This window comes from Neptunomonas sp. (assembly GCF_016744175.1).
Taxonomy (GTDB): Bacteria; Pseudomonadota; Gammaproteobacteria; order Pseudomonadales; family Balneatricaceae; genus Neptunomonas.
In genome coordinates this window covers 1-18,923 of the sequence record NZ_JADGEV010000047.1, presented here as the reverse complement: position 1 = coordinate 18,923, position 18,923 = coordinate 1, and the positions used below count along the sequence as shown (strand labels likewise).

At 42.6% G+C, this 18,923-nt stretch carries 20 protein-coding genes; 13 read left to right on the top strand and 7 right to left on the bottom strand.

Annotated elements, in window-relative coordinates:
- Positions 1–23: 23 nt before the first annotated feature.
- Together QZZ55_RS16700 and QZZ55_RS16695 are read right to left on the bottom strand one after the other, a co-directional pair.
- Positions 24–914, bottom strand: a complete 891-nt coding sequence (locus QZZ55_RS16700) for a PhzF family phenazine biosynthesis protein (RefSeq protein ID WP_293268562.1) — start codon at positions 912–914, stop codon at positions 24–26.
- A gap of 71 nt (positions 915–985) precedes the next feature.
- Complete coding sequence (locus QZZ55_RS16695) at positions 986–1,156, bottom strand: DUF1127 domain-containing protein (RefSeq protein WP_293268561.1); 171 nt, start codon at positions 1,154–1,156, stop codon at positions 986–988.
- Between the two features lie 192 nt (positions 1,157–1,348).
- On the opposite strand from QZZ55_RS16695, the gene QZZ55_RS16690 reads away from it, so the two are divergent.
- The 11 genes from QZZ55_RS16690 to QZZ55_RS16640 all read left to right on the top strand — a co-directional run bounded on the left by QZZ55_RS16690 (position 1,349) and on the right by QZZ55_RS16640 (position 13,999).
- Entirely contained in the window at positions 1,349–2,770 is a 1,422-nt protein-coding gene (locus tag QZZ55_RS16690; RefSeq protein WP_293268560.1) for a PLP-dependent aminotransferase family protein, read from the top strand.
- Positions 2,771–2,920: 150 nt separating this feature from the next.
- On the top strand, positions 2,921–4,387 hold the full coding sequence (gene xdhA / locus QZZ55_RS16685) for a xanthine dehydrogenase small subunit (protein ID WP_293268559.1): 1,467 nt from the start codon (positions 2,921–2,923) through the stop codon (positions 4,385–4,387).
- The gene (xdhB, locus tag QZZ55_RS16680) at positions 4,380–6,761 is read left to right on the top strand and encodes a xanthine dehydrogenase molybdopterin binding subunit (RefSeq protein ID WP_293268558.1); all 2,382 of its coding nucleotides are present in this window, start codon (positions 4,380–4,382) and stop codon (positions 6,759–6,761) included. The genes xdhA and xdhB overlap by 8 nt, the downstream gene beginning before the upstream one ends.
- On the top strand, positions 6,758–7,570 hold the full coding sequence (gene xdhC, locus QZZ55_RS16675) for a xanthine dehydrogenase accessory protein XdhC (RefSeq protein WP_293268557.1): 813 nt from the start codon (positions 6,758–6,760) through the stop codon (positions 7,568–7,570). The genes xdhB and xdhC overlap by 4 nt, the downstream gene beginning before the upstream one ends.
- Positions 7,571–7,584: 14 nt before the next feature.
- Positions 7,585–8,904, top strand: a complete 1,320-nt coding sequence (gene guaD / locus QZZ55_RS16670) for a guanine deaminase (protein ID WP_293268556.1) — start codon at positions 7,585–7,587, stop codon at positions 8,902–8,904.
- Positions 8,905–9,066: 162 nt separating this feature from the next.
- Complete coding sequence (locus tag QZZ55_RS16665; protein WP_293268555.1) at positions 9,067–9,285, top strand: hypothetical protein; 219 nt, start codon at positions 9,067–9,069, stop codon at positions 9,283–9,285.
- Between the two features lie 68 nt (positions 9,286–9,353).
- Positions 9,354–9,839, top strand: a complete 486-nt coding sequence (locus QZZ55_RS16660; RefSeq protein ID WP_293268554.1) for a GNAT family N-acetyltransferase — start codon at positions 9,354–9,356, stop codon at positions 9,837–9,839.
- Between the two features lie 56 nt (positions 9,840–9,895).
- On the top strand, positions 9,896–10,300 hold the full coding sequence (locus tag QZZ55_RS16655) for a DUF1801 domain-containing protein (protein WP_293268553.1): 405 nt from the start codon (positions 9,896–9,898) through the stop codon (positions 10,298–10,300).
- Positions 10,301–10,660: 360 nt separating this feature from the next.
- Entirely contained in the window at positions 10,661–12,355 is a 1,695-nt protein-coding gene (locus QZZ55_RS16650) for a methyl-accepting chemotaxis protein (protein WP_293268552.1), read from the top strand.
- Between the two features lie 275 nt (positions 12,356–12,630).
- Positions 12,631–13,329, top strand: coding sequence for an alpha/beta hydrolase (locus QZZ55_RS16645; RefSeq protein ID WP_293268551.1), 699 nt, complete (start codon positions 12,631–12,633; stop codon positions 13,327–13,329).
- Between the two features lie 67 nt (positions 13,330–13,396).
- Positions 13,397–13,999, top strand: a complete 603-nt coding sequence (locus QZZ55_RS16640) for a DUF2238 domain-containing protein (protein ID WP_293268550.1) — start codon at positions 13,397–13,399, stop codon at positions 13,997–13,999.
- 29 nt (positions 14,000–14,028) lie between these two features.
- On the opposite strand, the gene QZZ55_RS16635 is transcribed toward QZZ55_RS16640, so the two are convergent.
- The 5 genes from QZZ55_RS16635 to QZZ55_RS16615 form a co-directional block, all read right to left on the bottom strand.
- Positions 14,029–14,712, bottom strand: a complete 684-nt coding sequence (locus tag QZZ55_RS16635) for an RNA polymerase sigma factor (RefSeq protein WP_293268549.1) — start codon at positions 14,710–14,712, stop codon at positions 14,029–14,031.
- A 14-nt stretch (positions 14,713–14,726) separates the two neighbouring features.
- Positions 14,727–15,101 (bottom strand): cytochrome C, encoded by a 375-nt coding sequence (locus tag QZZ55_RS16630; RefSeq protein ID WP_293268548.1) that lies wholly within the window; start codon positions 15,099–15,101, stop codon positions 14,727–14,729.
- Positions 15,098–15,724 (bottom strand): ferritin-like domain-containing protein, encoded by a 627-nt coding sequence (locus QZZ55_RS16625; RefSeq protein ID WP_293268547.1) that lies wholly within the window; start codon positions 15,722–15,724, stop codon positions 15,098–15,100. The genes QZZ55_RS16630 and QZZ55_RS16625 overlap by 4 nt, the downstream gene beginning before the upstream one ends.
- Before the next feature lie 142 nt (positions 15,725–15,866).
- The gene (locus tag QZZ55_RS16620; RefSeq protein WP_293268546.1) at positions 15,867–17,090 is read right to left on the bottom strand and encodes a sodium:proton antiporter; all 1,224 of its coding nucleotides are present in this window, start codon (positions 17,088–17,090) and stop codon (positions 15,867–15,869) included.
- Between the two features lie 171 nt (positions 17,091–17,261).
- Positions 17,262–17,480, bottom strand: coding sequence for a hypothetical protein (locus QZZ55_RS16615; RefSeq protein ID WP_293268545.1), 219 nt, complete (start codon positions 17,478–17,480; stop codon positions 17,262–17,264).
- A 184-nt stretch (positions 17,481–17,664) separates the two neighbouring features.
- On the opposite strand from QZZ55_RS16615, the gene QZZ55_RS16610 reads away from it, so the two are divergent.
- Complete coding sequence (locus QZZ55_RS16610; RefSeq protein ID WP_293268544.1) at positions 17,665–18,540, top strand: sensor domain-containing diguanylate cyclase; 876 nt, start codon at positions 17,665–17,667, stop codon at positions 18,538–18,540.
- Between the two features lie 16 nt (positions 18,541–18,556).
- Positions 18,557–18,913, top strand: coding sequence for a DUF1294 domain-containing protein (locus tag QZZ55_RS16605; RefSeq protein ID WP_293268543.1), 357 nt, complete (start codon positions 18,557–18,559; stop codon positions 18,911–18,913).
- Positions 18,914–18,923 lie beyond the last annotated feature (10 nt).

The window sequence follows — 18,923 nt, the reverse complement described above, 5'->3', positions numbered from 1 at the left end:
ACTGAAACTATCCCAACCCTATTCTAGTTATAAAACACACCCTCAGACATTAAAACAGCACTACCAAATACCTCGATCCGGTTCACTCCATTAGAGTTTGCATTAACATGTGTACCTATCAAGCTAGGGCGCCCCATTTCAATACCCTGCTCAATCATCCAACCGGCATCATTTTTTAACTCACTGCTTAAAGCCAAACTACCTACGAGTGCAGCAGCAGCACTGCCAGTTGCAGGATCTTCAGCAATACCAGCGATGGGGGCAAACATACGCATACGAATATCAGCACTTTCATTACTGTAGCTAAAAATGCATACGTCAGGTGCCTCATTACTCAAGAGTAATTCAGTCCACACAGACATATCCAAGATGGCTTGAGATACAGCTGAAACACTATCGAGTTCAATGATCTGATAAGGCACCCCACAACTGGCAACATAAGGAAACAATTTGATGTGCTCTACATCTAGCCCAAGCATGCGGGCAGCGTCACCAACAGATAAACAACTACTACTCATTTCAGATAGAACAGCAGTTGCAAACCGCGCCGAAACAGCACCATTAGCGTTTGTGGAATACTTTACCGGAACAGGCCCTACCTTTTCATCGAGTAATAATTCATATGCACCATTAACCCTTTCTAACCAACCTAACTGCTTCAGTAAAATTGCTGTTCCAACGGTAGGATGACCCGCAAAAGGAATTTCGCCCTGAGGCATAAAGATACGAATTGTCCAACGATTCAAGTCAGTTTTACCGGTAATAAAGACAGTCTCTGACAGATTTAACTCACAAGCAATATTCTGCATCTGCTCATCTGACAAACCACCAGCATCTGTGAAAACAGCTAGAGGGTTCCCACTAAAGGGACGCTCAGTAAAAACATCCAACGTATAGTATTTTAAGCCTTTCATTTTTTGTCCCCTTTCCCAGTGCATACATCTACTATGGCTATAAAATTGCTAGCAATACCCGTGAAAAGCCACTACCTGCTCCAGAAAGACTTACTCCCTTCTAAAAAAGCATCTTTACGGCTTACGCCAATATCTTTTAACGCACGTTCGTCTAGCGTTACCAACTCACGGCGTGAGCGCTGACGCTGCAGTAATTCATTCAACCTCAGCAAAAGCCGTCTAAACATTTCAATGATAATCATCACAGTATCCTCTCGTAGTTGCTGATGAATATCTTATGCCGTAAACTACAACCATTACAGATTCAGTGATAAATATTTTAAACAAGTACAGATAACCAATACAGATATCTGTATTGGTTATTTCAAATCGATCTGTCATGTCTGCTTTTCACCCATGCATCATGGCCTAAATAATAACGAAGGTTTGCCAATATGAAGCTTTATGAAAAAGTTGCTCAGACCATTTCCGAACGCATAGAGCAATCGTTTTATCAAGCGGGAGAAAAGCTTCCCTCTATTCGTGCTCTCAGTCTGGCTCATGAAGTAAGCATATCTACCGCACAAGAAGCCTATCGTTTATTAGAAGATCAAGGCTGGGCAGAGTCGCGCCCAAAATCAGGCTTTTATGTTATGAATAGACAAAAAGCCCCACAACAGCTTCCTGATATATCACGCCCGACACAAAAGCCCGTTGACGTTTCACAATGGGAAGAGGTATTAAACTTACTGTCCGCAAGCACCACACCAAATTTAGTACAGCTAAGTCGCGCGATACCTGACCTTAGCGCTCCAACGCTAAAACCCCTTACCCGCATCATGTCAGATCTTAACAAAAATGCCCAAGGCAGCATGCTCTCATATGAAGACCTTAGAGGAGCCCGCAGCTTACGCTTACAAATAGCACGCTTAATGGTAGATTCTGGTTGTCGACTACACCCAGATGACATCATTACTACCGCGGGTTGCCAGGAAGCTTTATCAACAAGTTTGAGGGCCATAACAGAGCTAGGCGATATAGTGGCTGTTGATTCACCGAGCTTCTATGGATCAATGCAAGCCATCAAAGCTCATGGATTAAAAGCACTAGAAATCCCTACACACCCTGAAACAGGTATTAGTATTGAAGCGCTAGAGCTTGCCCTTGAACAGTGGCCTATTAAGGCCATTCAAATAACCCCCACTTGCAATAATCCTTTGGGTTATACCATGCCTATAGCGCATAAAAAGCGCTTATTAGAGTTAACAGCCCGCTATGACATCCCTATTATTGAAGATGATATTTATGGTGACCTGTCTTATATATCCCCAAGACCACCTAGCATTAAATCCTTCGATACTGAAGGGCGCGTTTTACTCTGCTCTTCCTTTTCCAAAACACTCGCTCCAGGCTTAAGAATTGGCTGGGTGGCACCTGGACGTTATGGCAACCAAGTTATGCATATGAAGTATGTTGTCACTGCCAGTACCCCAACATTACCACAGCTCGGCATTGCCGAATTCATTGCACAAGGAGGCTATGAGCGTCACATCAGGAAAATGCGAGCACAATACCATCAAAGCAGAGATGTCATGATTGGCTGGATTGAAAAGTACTTCCCACAGGGCACAAAGATCAGCTACCCCCAAGGAGGCTTCTTACTGTGGGTCGAACTCCCTGATGAAATAGATACAAGTACTTTAAACGAACTCACAATGACACAAGGTGTCAGTATTGCTCCAGGCGTTCTGTTTTCTGCATCAGGTAAATATAGAAACTGCATGCGGTTAAATTTTACTGACCGCCCATCAGAAAGAAATGAAAACGCCGTTAAACTGGTTGCTAGGTGTATTCGTGAGATGGTATCAAAACTATAGTCCGAACCTATAGATAACGGTATAAAGACACATCCAGCCAATGAGTGATAACACTTTTATCAAAACTTGACCAAAAAGTCAGAAAAGGCTTATTCTTATTCCAAGTAAAACCATCGGGTTTAGTGCACTAAAAAATATAAGAGGTGGTCAGTGATTCGTTTTTTACTCAATAATACTCTGCAATCAATTAGCGATATTGACCCTAATACAACCATACTCAATTATTTGCGCACCACAAAGAGCCTCACGGGTACTAAAGAAGGCTGTGCATCTGGTGACTGTGGCGCTTGCACAGTGGTATTGGCAGAAGTAAAAAATGATCAACTCACTTACCTCGCCATTAATAGCTGCCTTACCTTACTACCTGCGCTAAATGGCAAGCAATTAATTACCGTGGAAGCGCTTAAATCAGGAAGCCAATTACATCCTGTGCAACAATCTTTAGTAGATAACCATGGCTCCCAATGTGGTTTTTGTACTCCAGGCATTGTGATGTCCCTCTTCTCTTATTCTAAAAATGCGCAACAAGAATTCAGTAAAGCAAAAGCATTAGAAGCCTTATCGGGCAACCTATGTCGATGTACAGGCTATCAGCCCATTATTAACGCCGCTCAAGAAATAAATTACCCTAAAAATGACTGGTTTGATCAGCAACAACAAGAAACGATAGACACACTTAAAAACATCCAGCCACCCCAAAACAGTCCTGCCAACGATGCATTACTTAGTAAACACCAACACAGTACGACAAAAAAAGCTTTTGCGCCGGTAAATCTAACGCAATTAGATAGCTTACTTAAGCAGTACCCCAGTGCGCACTTGCTAGCAGGCGGGACTGATTTAGTACTTGATATAACACAGAAACATCAGTCTTTTGACGAGCTTATCTATGTGGGTGGAATCGATGAACTGCAACAGGTGAGCACACATGAAACTCATATTGAACTAGGAGCAGCCGTCTCACTTACTCAATGCCACACGATACTTGCTAATGAGTATCCTGACTTTGGTCACCTACTTGAACGGTTTGCCTCTTTACAAGTTCGTAACCAAGGTACTCTGGGAGGAAACATAGCAAACGCATCACCTATTGGCGACACACCTCCTGCGTTAATCGCCGCCGGCGCTAGTTTACAGCTCCGTCACGCAGGATCGGTACGTAGCATGCCATTAGAAGTATTCTTTATTGATTATCGTAAAACACATCTAGCCGCTGGCGAGTACATCGAAAAAATTATTATTCCACGCAAACCTAAGCATTCACTTTACAAGGTATACAAGCTGTCTAAGCGGCTAGATGATGATATCTCAGCCGTATGCGGCGCTTTTCATATTGAGTTATCTAACAACAAAGTTATCAGAGCTACTATTGCATACGGAGGAATGGCTGCCATTTGCAAGCGAGCCACCCAATGTGAACAAGAATTGATAGGACACTCATGGGATAAATCTAGCATTGAACGTGCTATGGCAGCATTAGGGAGTGATTACACACCTCTCACTGACTTTCGTGCGAGTGCACAGTACCGCATACACGCAGCGCGCAACCTCCTATTAAAATTCTGGATGGAATCACAACCCAATAGCTTGCCTACAAGAGTGACAGACTATGTCTAACCCTTCCGGTACAGCCACGACCAAATCTCAAATTGAACTTGAGCAACAGTTTAAGCAAAGCTTAACAACAGGGGTCGGAAGAAAAATCCCTCATGAAAGCGCTGCAAGGCATGTAAGTGGTGAAGCTTTATATGTAGATGATCAACTGGAATACCCCAACCAACTACATTTATATGCACGCCTTAGCGAACAAGCTCATGCCACCATTACACATATTGATACGACACCTTGTTACAAGATACCCGGTGTTAGATGTGTCATCACAGCACAAGATATCCCCGGACAGCTAGACATTGGCGCTGTATTTCCCGGCGACCCATTACTAGCAGATGGCACTGTTGAATATTTTGGTCAACCCATACTTGCTGTTGCCGCTAGTTCATTAGATATCGCCAGAGAAGCAGCCCTGGCTGCCATCATCGAATACAAACCAATCACTGCAGTGCTAGATACCAAAGAAGCCCTCAAAAACAAATCATTTGTCCAAGAGAGCCATCAACATAAACGTGGCCATGCAAAAAAAGCACTCAACAACTCAGCACATCGATTGCAAGGGGTGCTTCATATTGGTGGGCAGGAACACTTCTACCTAGAAACACAGGTGTCTTCTGTCATGCCATCTGAAGATGGCGGCATGCTGGTGTTTTGTTCCACTCAAAACCCTACTGAGATACAAAAGTTAGTCGCGAGTGTCCTCAACATACCCATGAACAAAGTGGTTATAGACATGCGTCGCATGGGCGGCGGTTTTGGTGGAAAAGAAACGCAAGCAGCAGGCCCCGCCTGTATGGCGGCAGTGGTAGCAAACATCACAGGGCAACCTGTGAAAATGCGCCTTCCTCGTGTTGATGACATGCTATCTACCGGCAAACGCCACCCTTTTTACATTGAGTATGATGTAGGCTTTGACGATAGCGGCAGATTACACGGCATTGAGATGCAACTAGCGGGCAACTGCGGCTACTCACCAGACTTATCAGGCTCCATCATAGATCGTGCTATGTTTCATTCTGACAATGCTTACTATTTAGGTAACGCACTCATTACAGGCCACCGTTGCAAAACTAACATGGCATCCAATACCGCCTTTAGAGGCTTTGGCGGGCCACAAGGCATGCTAGCAATTGAAAATGTGATGGACCATATCGCCCGGCATTTAGGTAAAGATCCGTTAGATATTCGTAAGCGTAACTTTTATGGTAAAACAGAGCGAAATATCACACATTACCACCAAACTGTAGAAGACAATCTACTAGACGAGCTGACCCAAGATCTCGAGCAAAGTTCTAGTTATGGCGAACGCCGCAAGGCGATAATGCTGTTTAACAAGTCCAGCCACATCTTAAAAAAAGGTATTGCACTCACTCCGGTAAAATTCGGCATATCTTTCACTGCCACTTTTTTGAACCAAGCCGGTGCACTTATTCATATTTATACAGATGGCAGCATTCACCTAAACCATGGTGGTACCGAGATGGGCCAAGGACTCAATACTAAGGTTGCGCAGATAGTAGCTGAGGAGCTCCAAGTAGACTTGGAGCGCATCCAAATTACTGCAACCAATACCGGCAAAGTACCAAACACATCCCCAACAGCAGCCTCTTCCGGAGCAGACCTTAACGGAAAAGCGGCTCAGGCTGCAGCAAGGGAACTAAAGCAACGTCTTATCGACTTTGCTGCAACACATTTTGGAGTGAACCCAGCAAGCATTCGATTCAATAACAACTTAATTCAAGCCGGCGAGCAATTCATCAGCTTTAATGATTTGGTGCAACTGGCTTACTTTGCACAAGTTTCACTTTCTAGCACCGGCTTTTATAAAACACCTAAAATTTTCTACGATCGAGACAAAGCCAGCGGGCACCCTTTCTATTACTTTTCATACGGTGCAGCGTGCTCAGAAGTTGTTATTGATACCTTAACCGGCGAATACAAAGTACTGCGTACCGATATTCTCCATGATGTAGGCGCATCACTAAACCCCGCCATCGATATTGGGCAAGTTGAAGGCGGCTTTATCCAAGGTATGGGCTGGTTAACGACAGAAGAACTTATATGGAACGAGCAAGGTAAGCTAACTACCAATAACCCTGCTGGCTACAAAATCCCAGCGATCGCGGATACGCCTTTAGATTTTCGAGTAAAGCTCATCGAGAATAGAAAAAACCCAGAAGATACTGTATTCCACTCCAAAGCCGTAGGAGAACCTCCTTTTATGTTAGGCATTTCAGTGTGGTCGGCAATTAAAGATGCAGTATCCAGCCTATCAGATTATCGCATTCATCCGCAGATAGACGCTCCTGCAACACCCGAAAAAGTACTTATGGGCGTACAGCGACTGCTAAAGCAAGTAGCAGAAGAGCACCTATCATGAACTGGTTAAATACGCTCAACCGCTTAAACAACGATGGTGTCGCTGCAATTCTTATTACCGTAATTGAAAACAAAGGATCAACACCTAGAGATGCCGGTACCAAGATGATTGTAACTTCAGATGAGATTTACGACACCATTGGTGGCGGCCACCTCGAACACAAGGCGATAAAACAAGCCCGCCAACTATTAGCAGAGCACTGTAGTTATGCGCAGTTAGAAAACTATGCATTAGGCGCCAGTCTTGGACAGTGCTGCGGTGGTTCCATCCAACTATTATTTGAACCCATTAACCCACCAGCATTACATATTGCTCTTTTTGGTGCGGGGCATGTGGCTAAAGCGTTGATTCCTTTACTGGGCAATCTTCCCTGCAAGGTGACGTGGATAGACAATAGACCTGAGCAATTCACAGAGACATTCCCCTCTAATGTCACTCGCTGCTTATGTGATGAACCAGTGGATAAAGTACCTGAGTTGCCTACTTTCAGCTATTGCTTGGTAATGACTCACAATCACCAGTTAGATCAAGCATTGGTCGAAGCCATCTTGAAACGGGGTGACTACCGTTACCTCGGCATGATCGGATCAAACACAAAACGACGCAAATTCGAGCATCGTCTACGCCACAAAGGCTTTAAAGAGAACACTATTGAATTACTACATTGCCCTGTCGGCCTATCAGAAATCTGCGGTAAACTCCCGGGTGAAATTGCCGTATCCATCGCTGCAGAACTCATTACCCATTACCAAATAGCCGCTACCAGAAATAAAACTAACACCGTTACCTTAACCCAACAAACAGCATAACTGGCACAAAATCAATGACAACAACCACCTCTTCACGCACGCACGCATACCGTGCATCCATTATTCACACGCTTGACGACCCAGCAAAAGTCGGCATAAAAAGCAGCTATCAGTACTTTAAAGACGGATTACTCATTGTAGAAAACGGGTTAATAAAGGCCATAGGCTCTGCTGAAATATTACTCCAGACACTAACGCCCGATACACCTATCACTGCGTATGAAAATTCACTGATAACACCCGGTTTTATTGATACGCATATTCACTACCCACAAACAGGGATGATCGCCTCTTACGGAGAACAACTACTCGACTGGTTGAATAACTATACCTTTCCTGAAGAACATAAATTTGCCGATAAAAGCTATGCAGACAATGTAGCTGACATCTTTTTAACTGAACTACTACGCAACGGCACTACCACGGCACTGGTATTTGGCACGGTACATCCGCAATCTGTAGATGCCTTTTTTGAGGCAGCGCAAAGTCGTAACCTGCGAATGATTGCCGGCAAAGTGATGATGGACCGTAATGCACCTGATACGCTTACCGACACACCGCAAAGCAGCTACCAAGAGAGTAAAGCACTGATCGAACGTTGGCACGGCAAAGACCGATTGCATTATGCCGTTACGCCACGCTTTGCACCCACCAGCAGCGATGAGCAACTATCGTTGGCCGGTAAACTGCTGAACGAGTTTCCTCAGCTGTATATGCACACTCATTTAAGTGAAAATAAACAAGAAATAGAATGGGTAAAATCCCTATTTCCTAATCAAAGTGGCTACTTAGATGTATACGACCACTTTAACTTGCTAGGCGAACGCTCCGTCTTTGCCCACGGAGTACATCTATGTGATGAGGAATGTAAACGCTTAGCAGAAACCGACTCAGCCCTTGCCTTTTGCCCTACGTCCAATCTATTTTTAGGCAGCGGCTTATTTGACCTACCTAAAACAGAGCAACATAATATTAAGGTAGGCCTTGGTACTGACATAGGCGCAGGCACTAGTTTTTCGATGCTACAAACACTCAACGAAGCCTATAAAGTTATGCAGCTGCAGGGGAAAAAACTCAATCCGTTTAAATCACTGTACTTAGCCACGCTCGGAGGCGCACGCGCACTTAAATTAGAAGATAGGGTAGGTACTTTACTACCTGGTACAGAAGCCGACTTTGTTGTACTCGACTATCACGCTACGCCGCTTATGACTTATCGCATGGAGCAAACAACATCACTTGAAGAACAGTTATTTGTTTTCATGACACTGGGAGATGACCGAGTGATTAAAGCAACTTATGCTATGGGCGCTCCCGTACACACACGAAGCTGATAACCTTTACACTCCAGAAAAATAAAAAATTGCTGTTTTCTTATACGTTTCAATAAGATGAAATACCATAAATTACACGTGGGTATTAATAAGAGCTCCTGATAATTATTATGGGAGAACACCCCTAACTTGAATACACGGTTAGGCTATCAGAGAGACTTTATGAAATTAATCAAGTTATTGGTTGGAGCTGCACTTATTTGGTTAGGTATTGAAAGAATCGCTATTGAGTATGGTGATGTTGTAGGTTGGGTTTTGCTAGCCATTGGGGTATCAATCATTTTCTCAGTCTTTTCTTCAGGTAAGAGCTCGAGCTGGGGCAGTAGCGGAGATTCTGACTGGGGCGACTCAGGTGGTGGTGATTGCGGTGGTGGTGATTAAAAAGCTAACTTCAGTAGCAGTAAGGTTCCTTATGAGTCATAAAAGCATGATTGAAAGAGGGCAATAAAATGATTAGAGAGACAACAAAGTCCGATTTCGAAGAGTTCTGGCCTTGCTTTGAACGTATTGTCAAAGCTCAGGAAACTTATGCTTTTGAGCCGGACATGAGCTATGAAGACACATTTCACCTTTGGTGTAAGACACCCTTAAAGAGTTTTGTACTTGAAGAAAATGGAAAGGTTCTCGGCACATACTTCCTCAAGGCAAACGCCCAAGGGCCAGGTAACCATATCTGTAATTGTGGATACATGGTCAACGAACACGCTCGTGGTAAAGGTATAGCAAAAAAGCTTTGCGAACACTCTCAACAAACAGCGCTAGCGTTAGGGTTTAAGGCCATGCAATTTAACTCTGTAGTTTCAAGTAATAGCGTTGCTGTAAACCTTTGGAAAAAGCTAGGCTTTACTATTATTGGAACGGTCCCATTTGCTTATCGACACAGCAAACTAGGTCATATAAACAGTTATATTATGCATAAGCAGCTACGACTATAAAGCAAGCCGATGCAACTTTATTGAGTAGAGGAATGCATATAAAGGAGAACAATCAAATGCTACCGGCTGTGCAAGAAAAATTTGATAGCTACCCTAAGCCTATTAAAACCCATTTAATGGAAGTTCGTGCTTTGGTAATGGATATTATTCACGAAAACAACTTAAGCAAATGTGAAGAGGCGCTTAAATGGGGAGAGCCTAGTTATATCGTCAAAGGAGGCAGTACTGTGCGTTTAGGCTGGAAACCAAAACATCCCGGACAGTGCTTTGTTTTTTTTAATTGTAAAACGAAACTCATTGACACCTTTCGAGAGTTGTATTCCAGCACCCTTGAATTCCAAGGTAATCGGGCAATTGTATTATCCGTAAATGAACCCTTGCCACATAGTACACTGCGACACTGTATTGAGCTTTCCTTAACTTATAAATCCATCAAACACTTACCTTTACTCGGCGTATAATTGCAGTAGGCAGCCCACAACAAAGCTTCAGTCGAACACCCTTCCTATCGTATTTTCACAGCTGTACCAAAAAACTATTCCTGCATAATATTCTGCAGATTATTATTATTTCTAATGCGGTTAATTTCTTAGCAGCATTTTAAGCTTTACGCCTTAACATATATCTACAAAATTGAAGCGATGCACTAAATAGGACGTAAGCATAAATTACCTATAACTCATGCCTATTTAGCTAGCCAATTATTAACAATTTATTTTAAAAAAATACATAATTTTCCCTGCACTAACACGCTTTTTTAGTACACTTCTTATTACACCATCGACACCACCAAATAGAAGTTGGTTTATAAGGTAAATGTGATGAAGAAAAGCCTAGTTTGGAAAATGATGCTCCCTATTATGGGGATATTTCTTGTATGCCTTGTAGGTCTGTATTGGCTTATTCCTACACTGATACAAAGTAATGCCGAACAAGAAGCCACGATTAGTGCTCAAAGAACCGCCACTCAATTTAAAATTGTACGAGCCTATTACACAAAAAACGTCATCTCAAAAATTGTCGGAAAACATGATATTAAAGGCTCGATCAACCACGAATCAGAACCAAACAGTATTCCGTTACCCGCCACAATGATCCATAATTTAAGCAAAGACCTGCAAGAAAAAGACATTAATTTAAAGCTTTACTCAGGTTTACCTTTTCCGAATAGATCATCACGGGTACTTGATGATTTCGCAAAAACAGCATGGGAGCGCTTAAGTAATAGTAGTGCTAACGCAGATGTATTTTCTCGCACTGAAATGATTAATAATGAGCCTTTCGTGCGTGTTGCTGTTGCAGATAGAATGGTTGCTGCTGCTTGCGTCGCCTGCCACAACTCGCATCCAGATACACCAAAGAATAACTGGGCTCTCAATGATGTTCGTGGAGTATTAGAAGTCTCCGTCCCCATTGCCTCTCAAATCGCGAACGGAAAAACAACGAGTCTATATATTATTGGCGTTCTCTTTGCTTTCCTGCTGATTCTATTAACGTCCCTATTTATTATTTATCGCAGCACTATTGGCAACCGTTTAAACATTTTAGCAAATACTTTGCATGACATTGCAGCAGGTGAAGGTGATCTCACTAAAAAACTTAATGCCAACGGTAAACATGAACTTTCTCGTGTAGGTGCATCTTTTAACCTCTTTACTGAAAAGCTGAGCGGCACAATTACGGCGATACAACAAAGCAGCCAAGAACTCACAAGTATTTCCACTTCTTTACAGCACATTCAGCTGAAGAACAGCAAATCCATATCTCTTCAAGATAATGAAACGTTCCAAGTGTCATCAGCCGTAGAGGAGCTGTCTTCAACTGCACTTAATATTGCAGAAAATGCAACAAAAACAGCAGATGCAACAACAAATACAGAAAAAGCCACTCAGGAAGGCTTTAAGACGGTTGAGCTCAGTATTACCTCAACACAAGAGCTTGCTAATAATATTGAACAAGCCACTGTCGCAGCAACGACCTTACAAGAAGATAGTAAAAATATTGGCAACGTTTTAAGTGTCATTAGCGAAATAGCCGAGCAAACAAATCTTCTCGCTCTCAATGCTGCAATTGAAGCGGCTCGTGCAGGAGAGCAAGGGAGAGGATTTGCTGTTGTTGCCGATGAAGTACGTACGCTTGCAGGCAGAACTCAAGAATCAACAGAGAAAATCAAAGGGATCGTTGAAAGTTTACAGTCATCGACCAAAACCATGTCTAACATGATGTCTACAAGTGAGGAACAAGCCCAAACAACTGTATCTCTCGTAGAAAATGTAGGCCAACAACTTCGCGGCGTACTCGACCAGGTAGAAACCATCTCAAGTATGAATATTCAAATAGCCACCGCATCGGAAGAACAAGGAACAGTTGTAGAAAAAGTAAACTCAAATGTTAATGCTATCCGTGAAGTTTCAAACCAGAATTTAGAATTAACTCAAGTCACAGAGCAAGAGATAGAAAAACTTTTAACGCAAGTCGAAGCGCTCAATCAACTTGCATCACATTTTAAAATTTAGATATAAAAGCTATTTTTTGCAGCTGCTCAATTAAACTTTTATTGAGCGGCTGCGAATCTCCTCCCAACCTAACAGTTAAGCTAAGTATTTTTCATTAGCGCAAGTGTAACCCCGCATTATTCAGATCGTATAAAATTTTCTTCAATCCTTTTAACATGTTGAAAAGCACTCAGTAATAACAATATGTTACCCTCTAAGCTCGTTAAAGAAACACAAAGAATTTTATTTTACTATCACTTACTCCAACCAACTCATTCATCGTACGGATACTCTAAATGAGATGCTTATTACTCTCTTTATTACTTCTCTGCTCAATAAGTGTTCAAGCATCATGCGTTATTCTCCTGCATGGCTTGGCAAGAACATCGAGCTCAATGGAAGCTCTGGAAAGCAGTCTCTTGAAAGAAGGCTTTACACCAATAAACAATGGCTACCCATCTAGAAAGCACCCAATTGCTGTGTTATCTGAGTTAGCGATCATACCTGCTCTCAAACAATGCCCAAAAGAGTTGACAGTTAATTTTGTTACTCATTCACTTGGAGGAATTTTAGTACGACAATACCTAAGCAAACACACAATAGATAATTTAGGTCGAGTAGTGATGCTTGGCCCACCCAATAAAGGAAGCGAGGTTGTAGATAAGCTTCATGACACACCTGGGTTTCATTTCATAAACGGTGATGCAGGCTTACAGCTAGGGACAGGAGCGTTAAGTATTCCTAACACTTTGGGGAATGCAAACTTCGATGTTGGTATTGTTGCCGGTACAAGAAGCATAAACTGGATATTATCCTCACTCATTCCAGGCACTGATGACGGGAAAGTCTCTCTAGCAAACACAAAACTAGACGGTATGAATGATCATATCGCGATGCAAGTAACACATCCTTTTATGATGAAAAACAAAAAAGTGATTGCCCAAGTCATTAACTACTTAAAGAAAGGCAGCTTTATGCATGAACAAAATCAATAGCAAAAGAGGTTAGCTTTAGTAAAGTACATATTGCATGTTCAAAATGGTATGAAAGAGATCCTTATATATGACTAGCAAATATTTCCCGCATGTACTTGCTGTAACCTATTTTATTTTTTCGATTGCGCTGGGTATCAACCCTGTTGCCCGTGATGTATGGGTTGCTGAAATCATACCCGTTATCGTGATTTTTCTTATTTTTGTTTTGACATTCAACAAATTCCGTTTCAGTAACTTAGCCTACGCCTTGGTTTCTATCTGGATCTTTTGGCATACAATTGGCGGGCATTACACTTTCGCTAATGTCCCTTTTGGATGGGTAACAGAGATGCTAGGGGCAGAGCGCAATCACTTTGATCGGATAGGCCACTTTACTATTGGGTTTTATGCATTTGCTATGGCCGAGTGGTTATTACGCAAAGGCTACTGTGGCTTTAAACTCGCGATGACATTTAGTTTGTTCTTTATTATGAGTGTTGCTGCTGCATACGAAATCATCGAGTGGTGGTATGCAGCACTTGAAGGTGGCGACGCGGGCGTAGAGTTTTTAGGCTCTCAAGGCGACATATGGGATGCTCAAAAAGATATGTTATCCGATACACTGGGCGCTATTACCTCGCTCCTACTTTTTTACTTTTATCGGACGGACAAAAAACGAGATATCTCATAAAAAGATAATCTAAATTAACAACAGAGAGTTTAGTGGCTCTCTGTTATCCGCTCCATAACATTGCTAACCACCGTATCACAGCGCTCACCGGCGAACTCAAATACCTCTAACCCCGCCGCTTGAATGTGTTGCTCTAAGTGGCTGCGCAAAAGTTTTTTTGCCCGAGAGAAACGCGTTTTAACCACATCTATTGGTAAGTCCAACGACTCAGCAGTTTCTTGTGTTGATAACTGCTGTACACCTCGTAATACAAACACACTGGCATAGCCATCAGGTAATTGGTCAATTGCTTGCTCGATAATTTTTGCCAGCTGCCCCTGAGCTAGCACAGCTGATGGTCCTTCGTTATTCAACTCAACCGGCTCATGATCTTGGGTAGAGCAAATATCAACAAGCTTGTTCCTACGTATTCGCATAAGCGCCTCATTGCGTACAATACGAGATAGCCAACCAACAAAGCCTTCAGGGCCAGTAAACTGCGCTATTTTTTCATAAGCAATCACGTAACTGTCTTGCAGCGTATCCATAGCATCCGCATCACTTTTACTTAAACTACGCGACAAGCGATACAAGCGCTGATTATAACGCCGCATCAATGGCTCAAAAGCCGCTGAAGAGCCTGACCGAACCCGTCTAACTAACTCTAAATCAGTCTCTTCCTGTAGGCCTGCAAGAGCAGTATCCATTAGTAATGTTTGTGCTGAATAATCCATTGTTCATACCTTACTTAACGACAATCATTATGATCAGTTTTGAGTAACTCAATATAATCAATTAACTGGCTTCTCACATTAGCATCCGTTATACCGTCAAAGGTCATTGACGTACCCGGCACCATAGCCGCTGGACTTTCAAGAAACTGATCTAGCGTCTGACGATCCCAGCGCAGTTGAGACGTTATTAATGCCTCACTGTACTGAAACCCTTTCTGACGAGCTGCCAACTGACCAAACACACCACAATGCTTAGGGCCTGTGCGGTTATAAGATGGAGAGTGACATCCCATACACATAACATAATAAGGCGGTGCCGCGTATGCACTGATATTAAAGCTGCAGAATACGTAGCATGTAAATACCAACACTACACGGCAAGCACTCATGAAAAGAAAGCCCCCGGTACCGGATTAAGCCCTAATACTTGTCTCAACACGGCCCAATGCATGGCTTCATCAGCAAGAATACTCGCAGCAGCTTTGGACAACTCTCGCTGTTCAAATAAAGGAATAGCACCAGCATAAGCACTAACGGCTCCACGCTCTAAAGACGCAGCAAAAGTTAATACATCAGTCTCAGTTTTCAATTTGTCTACAGGAAACTGATATATGGGCTGCGGACCTGCGGCCTCTCCTCCTAAGGAACCCACTGCTTTAGAAAGCGCATCAATATGTTCTTTATGATGTCCCTGAAACTGAATCGCCACATTGAGTATAGCTGAGGATAATAAACCGCTTTCTGCACCTACTTGATAAGCGGCTACCGCTTCATGCTCAGCAGCAATTGCTGTATTTAAGATTTGTATATCAAGCTTCGTTTGCTTATCTGACGCGCTAGCAACTTTAGCATTGAGACCAGATAACATAGAAATAGCCATTGCTGACAATGTTAGCTGCCCTCCTGAACGTAAAAAGCTTCGACGGTTAGCTGTTTCTTTCGCTGTAGTGGATGCTGCTGGAATAGTATTTCTTGATAATGAAGTTTTCGATGTGAAAAATTGATCTGACATAGGTTTCTCCCGTTAAGCCATATTTATGATCTATACCCATAAAGATGCTCCGCACGGAAAAAGGTGACAGATATTTGAAAATATTTATTTTCCTAATAAGTTAAGAGGCCGCGTAAGGTACTTAAGATGGCTACTTCTGCTCTTATGTCTCGCCTAATTCGATTCTTTGCAAATACAAGCGCAGCAACGGCGGATGAACAACCAACGTATAAAGACACAAAACAAAAACTAAGCACAACATCTCAAACCTATAAATGTAGTCTGCGGGGATCATCAGTACTAAAGCAGCAGACACTGCACCACGCAAGCCACCAAGCATCATTATATTCTGCCACGCAACAGGGAGCGGTTTACGTATCGAGCTCAATAACAACGAGCCACCATAAACAACCACAGCCCGCGACACTAGCAACACAATAACGACACCAGGAAGTGCCCAGTTAATCGGAAAATCATGTGCTCCGGCGGCTGTTCCCAGTGAAAAGAATAAAACACTGCCAGCTAACACCTCTAAGTATTCCCAAAAAGAGGTAAATAGCTCACCCTCTTTAGGTTGAATTCCTGCTTGGCGACTGCGGATAAATGCAAGAGAAGCGCACAGCACCGTAATAACACCTGAAACATGAAGTACACCTTCTCCCAATAAATAACTGCCATACGCCAATAACAGTGTCAGTGTTAAGCCAGGGAAGCGATTCTGTTCCCCCCAATGGAGTACCAATTTTCCAGCCAACCAGCCCAATGCCAATCCAAGAGGAATAGCGCCGGCAATGGACCAGACAAATTGCAGCAAGGCCTGACTCAATGATAGCGGCGCATCGGTTAATACCAGCGCTGCCATTAAACTAAACAGTACGATGGCAGTTCCATCATTAAAAGTAGACTCACCTTCTAGCAAAACATTTAATCGTTCTGGAATCGAAAAGCGCTGAAAAATAGCCGCCACCGCAGAAGGGTCAGTCGCCGCAACTGCTGCAGCAAAGAACAGGCCATCAGCCAGTGGGATAGACATTATCCACGAGAGAGGAATACCGATCAGGAACAATGTCAAAATAACGCCCAAGCCTGCGAAACAGAAAATAGGTAATGCATCCTTCTGAAGTGCAAGGATTGAGGTGTTGCGAGCACTGGCGAAGATAATAATAGGCAGCAATAACCAGATAACCAGCTCTGGCGAGAGCTCGATAACAGGTAAGGTAGGTAAGTAATTGTGTTGCACAGAGCCGTAAACCACACCGGCCAATAACAGCCATGACTCTGGTGGTAAAAAACTACGGGAACTATAGTGGCGCAAACAAGCAACGAAGAAAAGAAAAGCACAAATGCCAACAAGAATGAAAAAAATCGGTTGATCTTGGGCGCTCATAATCTAGCCCTCTTGGGTTTTACCCGGTTCTAGTTTTACTCAGTTACTCCCTATTCTAGCTATTCCATTTTATCTGTCGCCGATACCCCTAGCAGAACTCACAAAGACGATAATCATCAGAATAAGCGCTACATCCTTAAAAATCTACCGATAAAGATGCACTTCGAGTTATTACAACAGCTCCTTGCCACCGTAAACCTCAGCCAACTCATCAAGCTGTGAGCTAGTTGCATCAAAGCCTTCTTCAGAAAAATAATAAGAAACTTTAACCTTATCAGCACCGCGAAAGAGTTTTACCTGCACATCGGCAACATTCCATACTTTTAACGCATTTAAAAAGCGGTTTGCCTGCTGGCCCGTCACAAAGACATATACAATTTGTGTTTCCATAAAAACTTCTGAACGCTAAAAACGCGCAGTGTGGCACATGTTTCTAAAGAAGGCATTTCGTTTTTTTTAAATTACGAATATATTCATCTATAATGGTACAAGAATATATTCGCTGAAATTATTCTTCTCCTTTATCTATCTACCTATTCTTTATCGTACCACCACTGCTAAATGAGCTTATAGAATGGATATAAAACAGAAAGAGCAGCGCGCAAAAGCTTTCGACTATCTATTTGATTCTGTTGTCATTACAGACTTACAGGGCATCATCACCGATTGGAACAAAGGCTCTGAAGAGCTATACGGTTATTCTCAATCAGAAGCCATTGGCCAACCGGTCTCTATACTCCATGTACCAGAAGACTCTGTACACATTACAGCAGAAGTTATAGCCGCTGTTGAAGAGTTTGGTAAGTGGACAGGCGAAGTACAAATGCTAAAAAAGGATGGAGCAATTGGTTGGATTGAATCTATGTGTGTACCCTTGCTCGATGATAACAATCAAGTTATTGGCGCACTCGGCATTAATAGAGATATAACAGAGCGTATAAGAAAATCAGAACACCTCACACAACTTGCGCACTATGACCAACTAACTCAAACCCCAAATCGTTACTTGTTGCTAGAGCGAATCTCGCACCTAATCAACCAGTGTGAAAGAAACAAAAGTAACTTTACGCTGCTATACATTGATTTGGACAAATTTAAGATTGTAAATGATAGTAAAGGCCACGCATTTGGCGACAAAGTCTTACAAGAGGCAGCTCGTCGCATGACAAAATCAATACGTAAATCAGATACATTAGCGCGTTACGGCGGTGATGAATTCATTCTATTGTTAGAAGGAACCCGCAAAAGAGAGAATATCATTACCATTTCTAAAATATTGATAGATACACTTAGCAAAACATTCAAAATAGATAATGACACTGTAGATATTAGTTGCTGCATAGGTATTGCGACCTACCCTTACAATGGATGCACCTCTGAAGAATTACTTTCTTTTGCGGATGATGCGATGTACAAAGCCAAACATAAAGGCGCTGGTACTTTTCACTAAACACAGAAAACACTTTATGAACAAAATACTCAGTCTTGCCGCGGCTCTGACTTTCGCTATTTTAGTGACTGCATCTGTTACCTTTAACTACACTCCCTTTTGGCTGTTAGCTGCTTATATTGTGATGAGCCTCATTACCTTTGCCTTCTATGCTCTAGATAAATCTGCATCCATCAGCGGCCGCTGGAGAACAAAAGAAAGTACTTTGCACCTATTATCACTTGCAGGAGGCTGGCCGGGTGCGCTATTTGCCCAACAAATATTGCGCCATAAATCATCAAAGCGAATGTTTATCACCGTTTTATGGATTACCGCCTTATTAAATATAATCGGCTTTGCTTGGCTACATAGCGTAGATATTAACTCTTTCTAAAAACGCTATG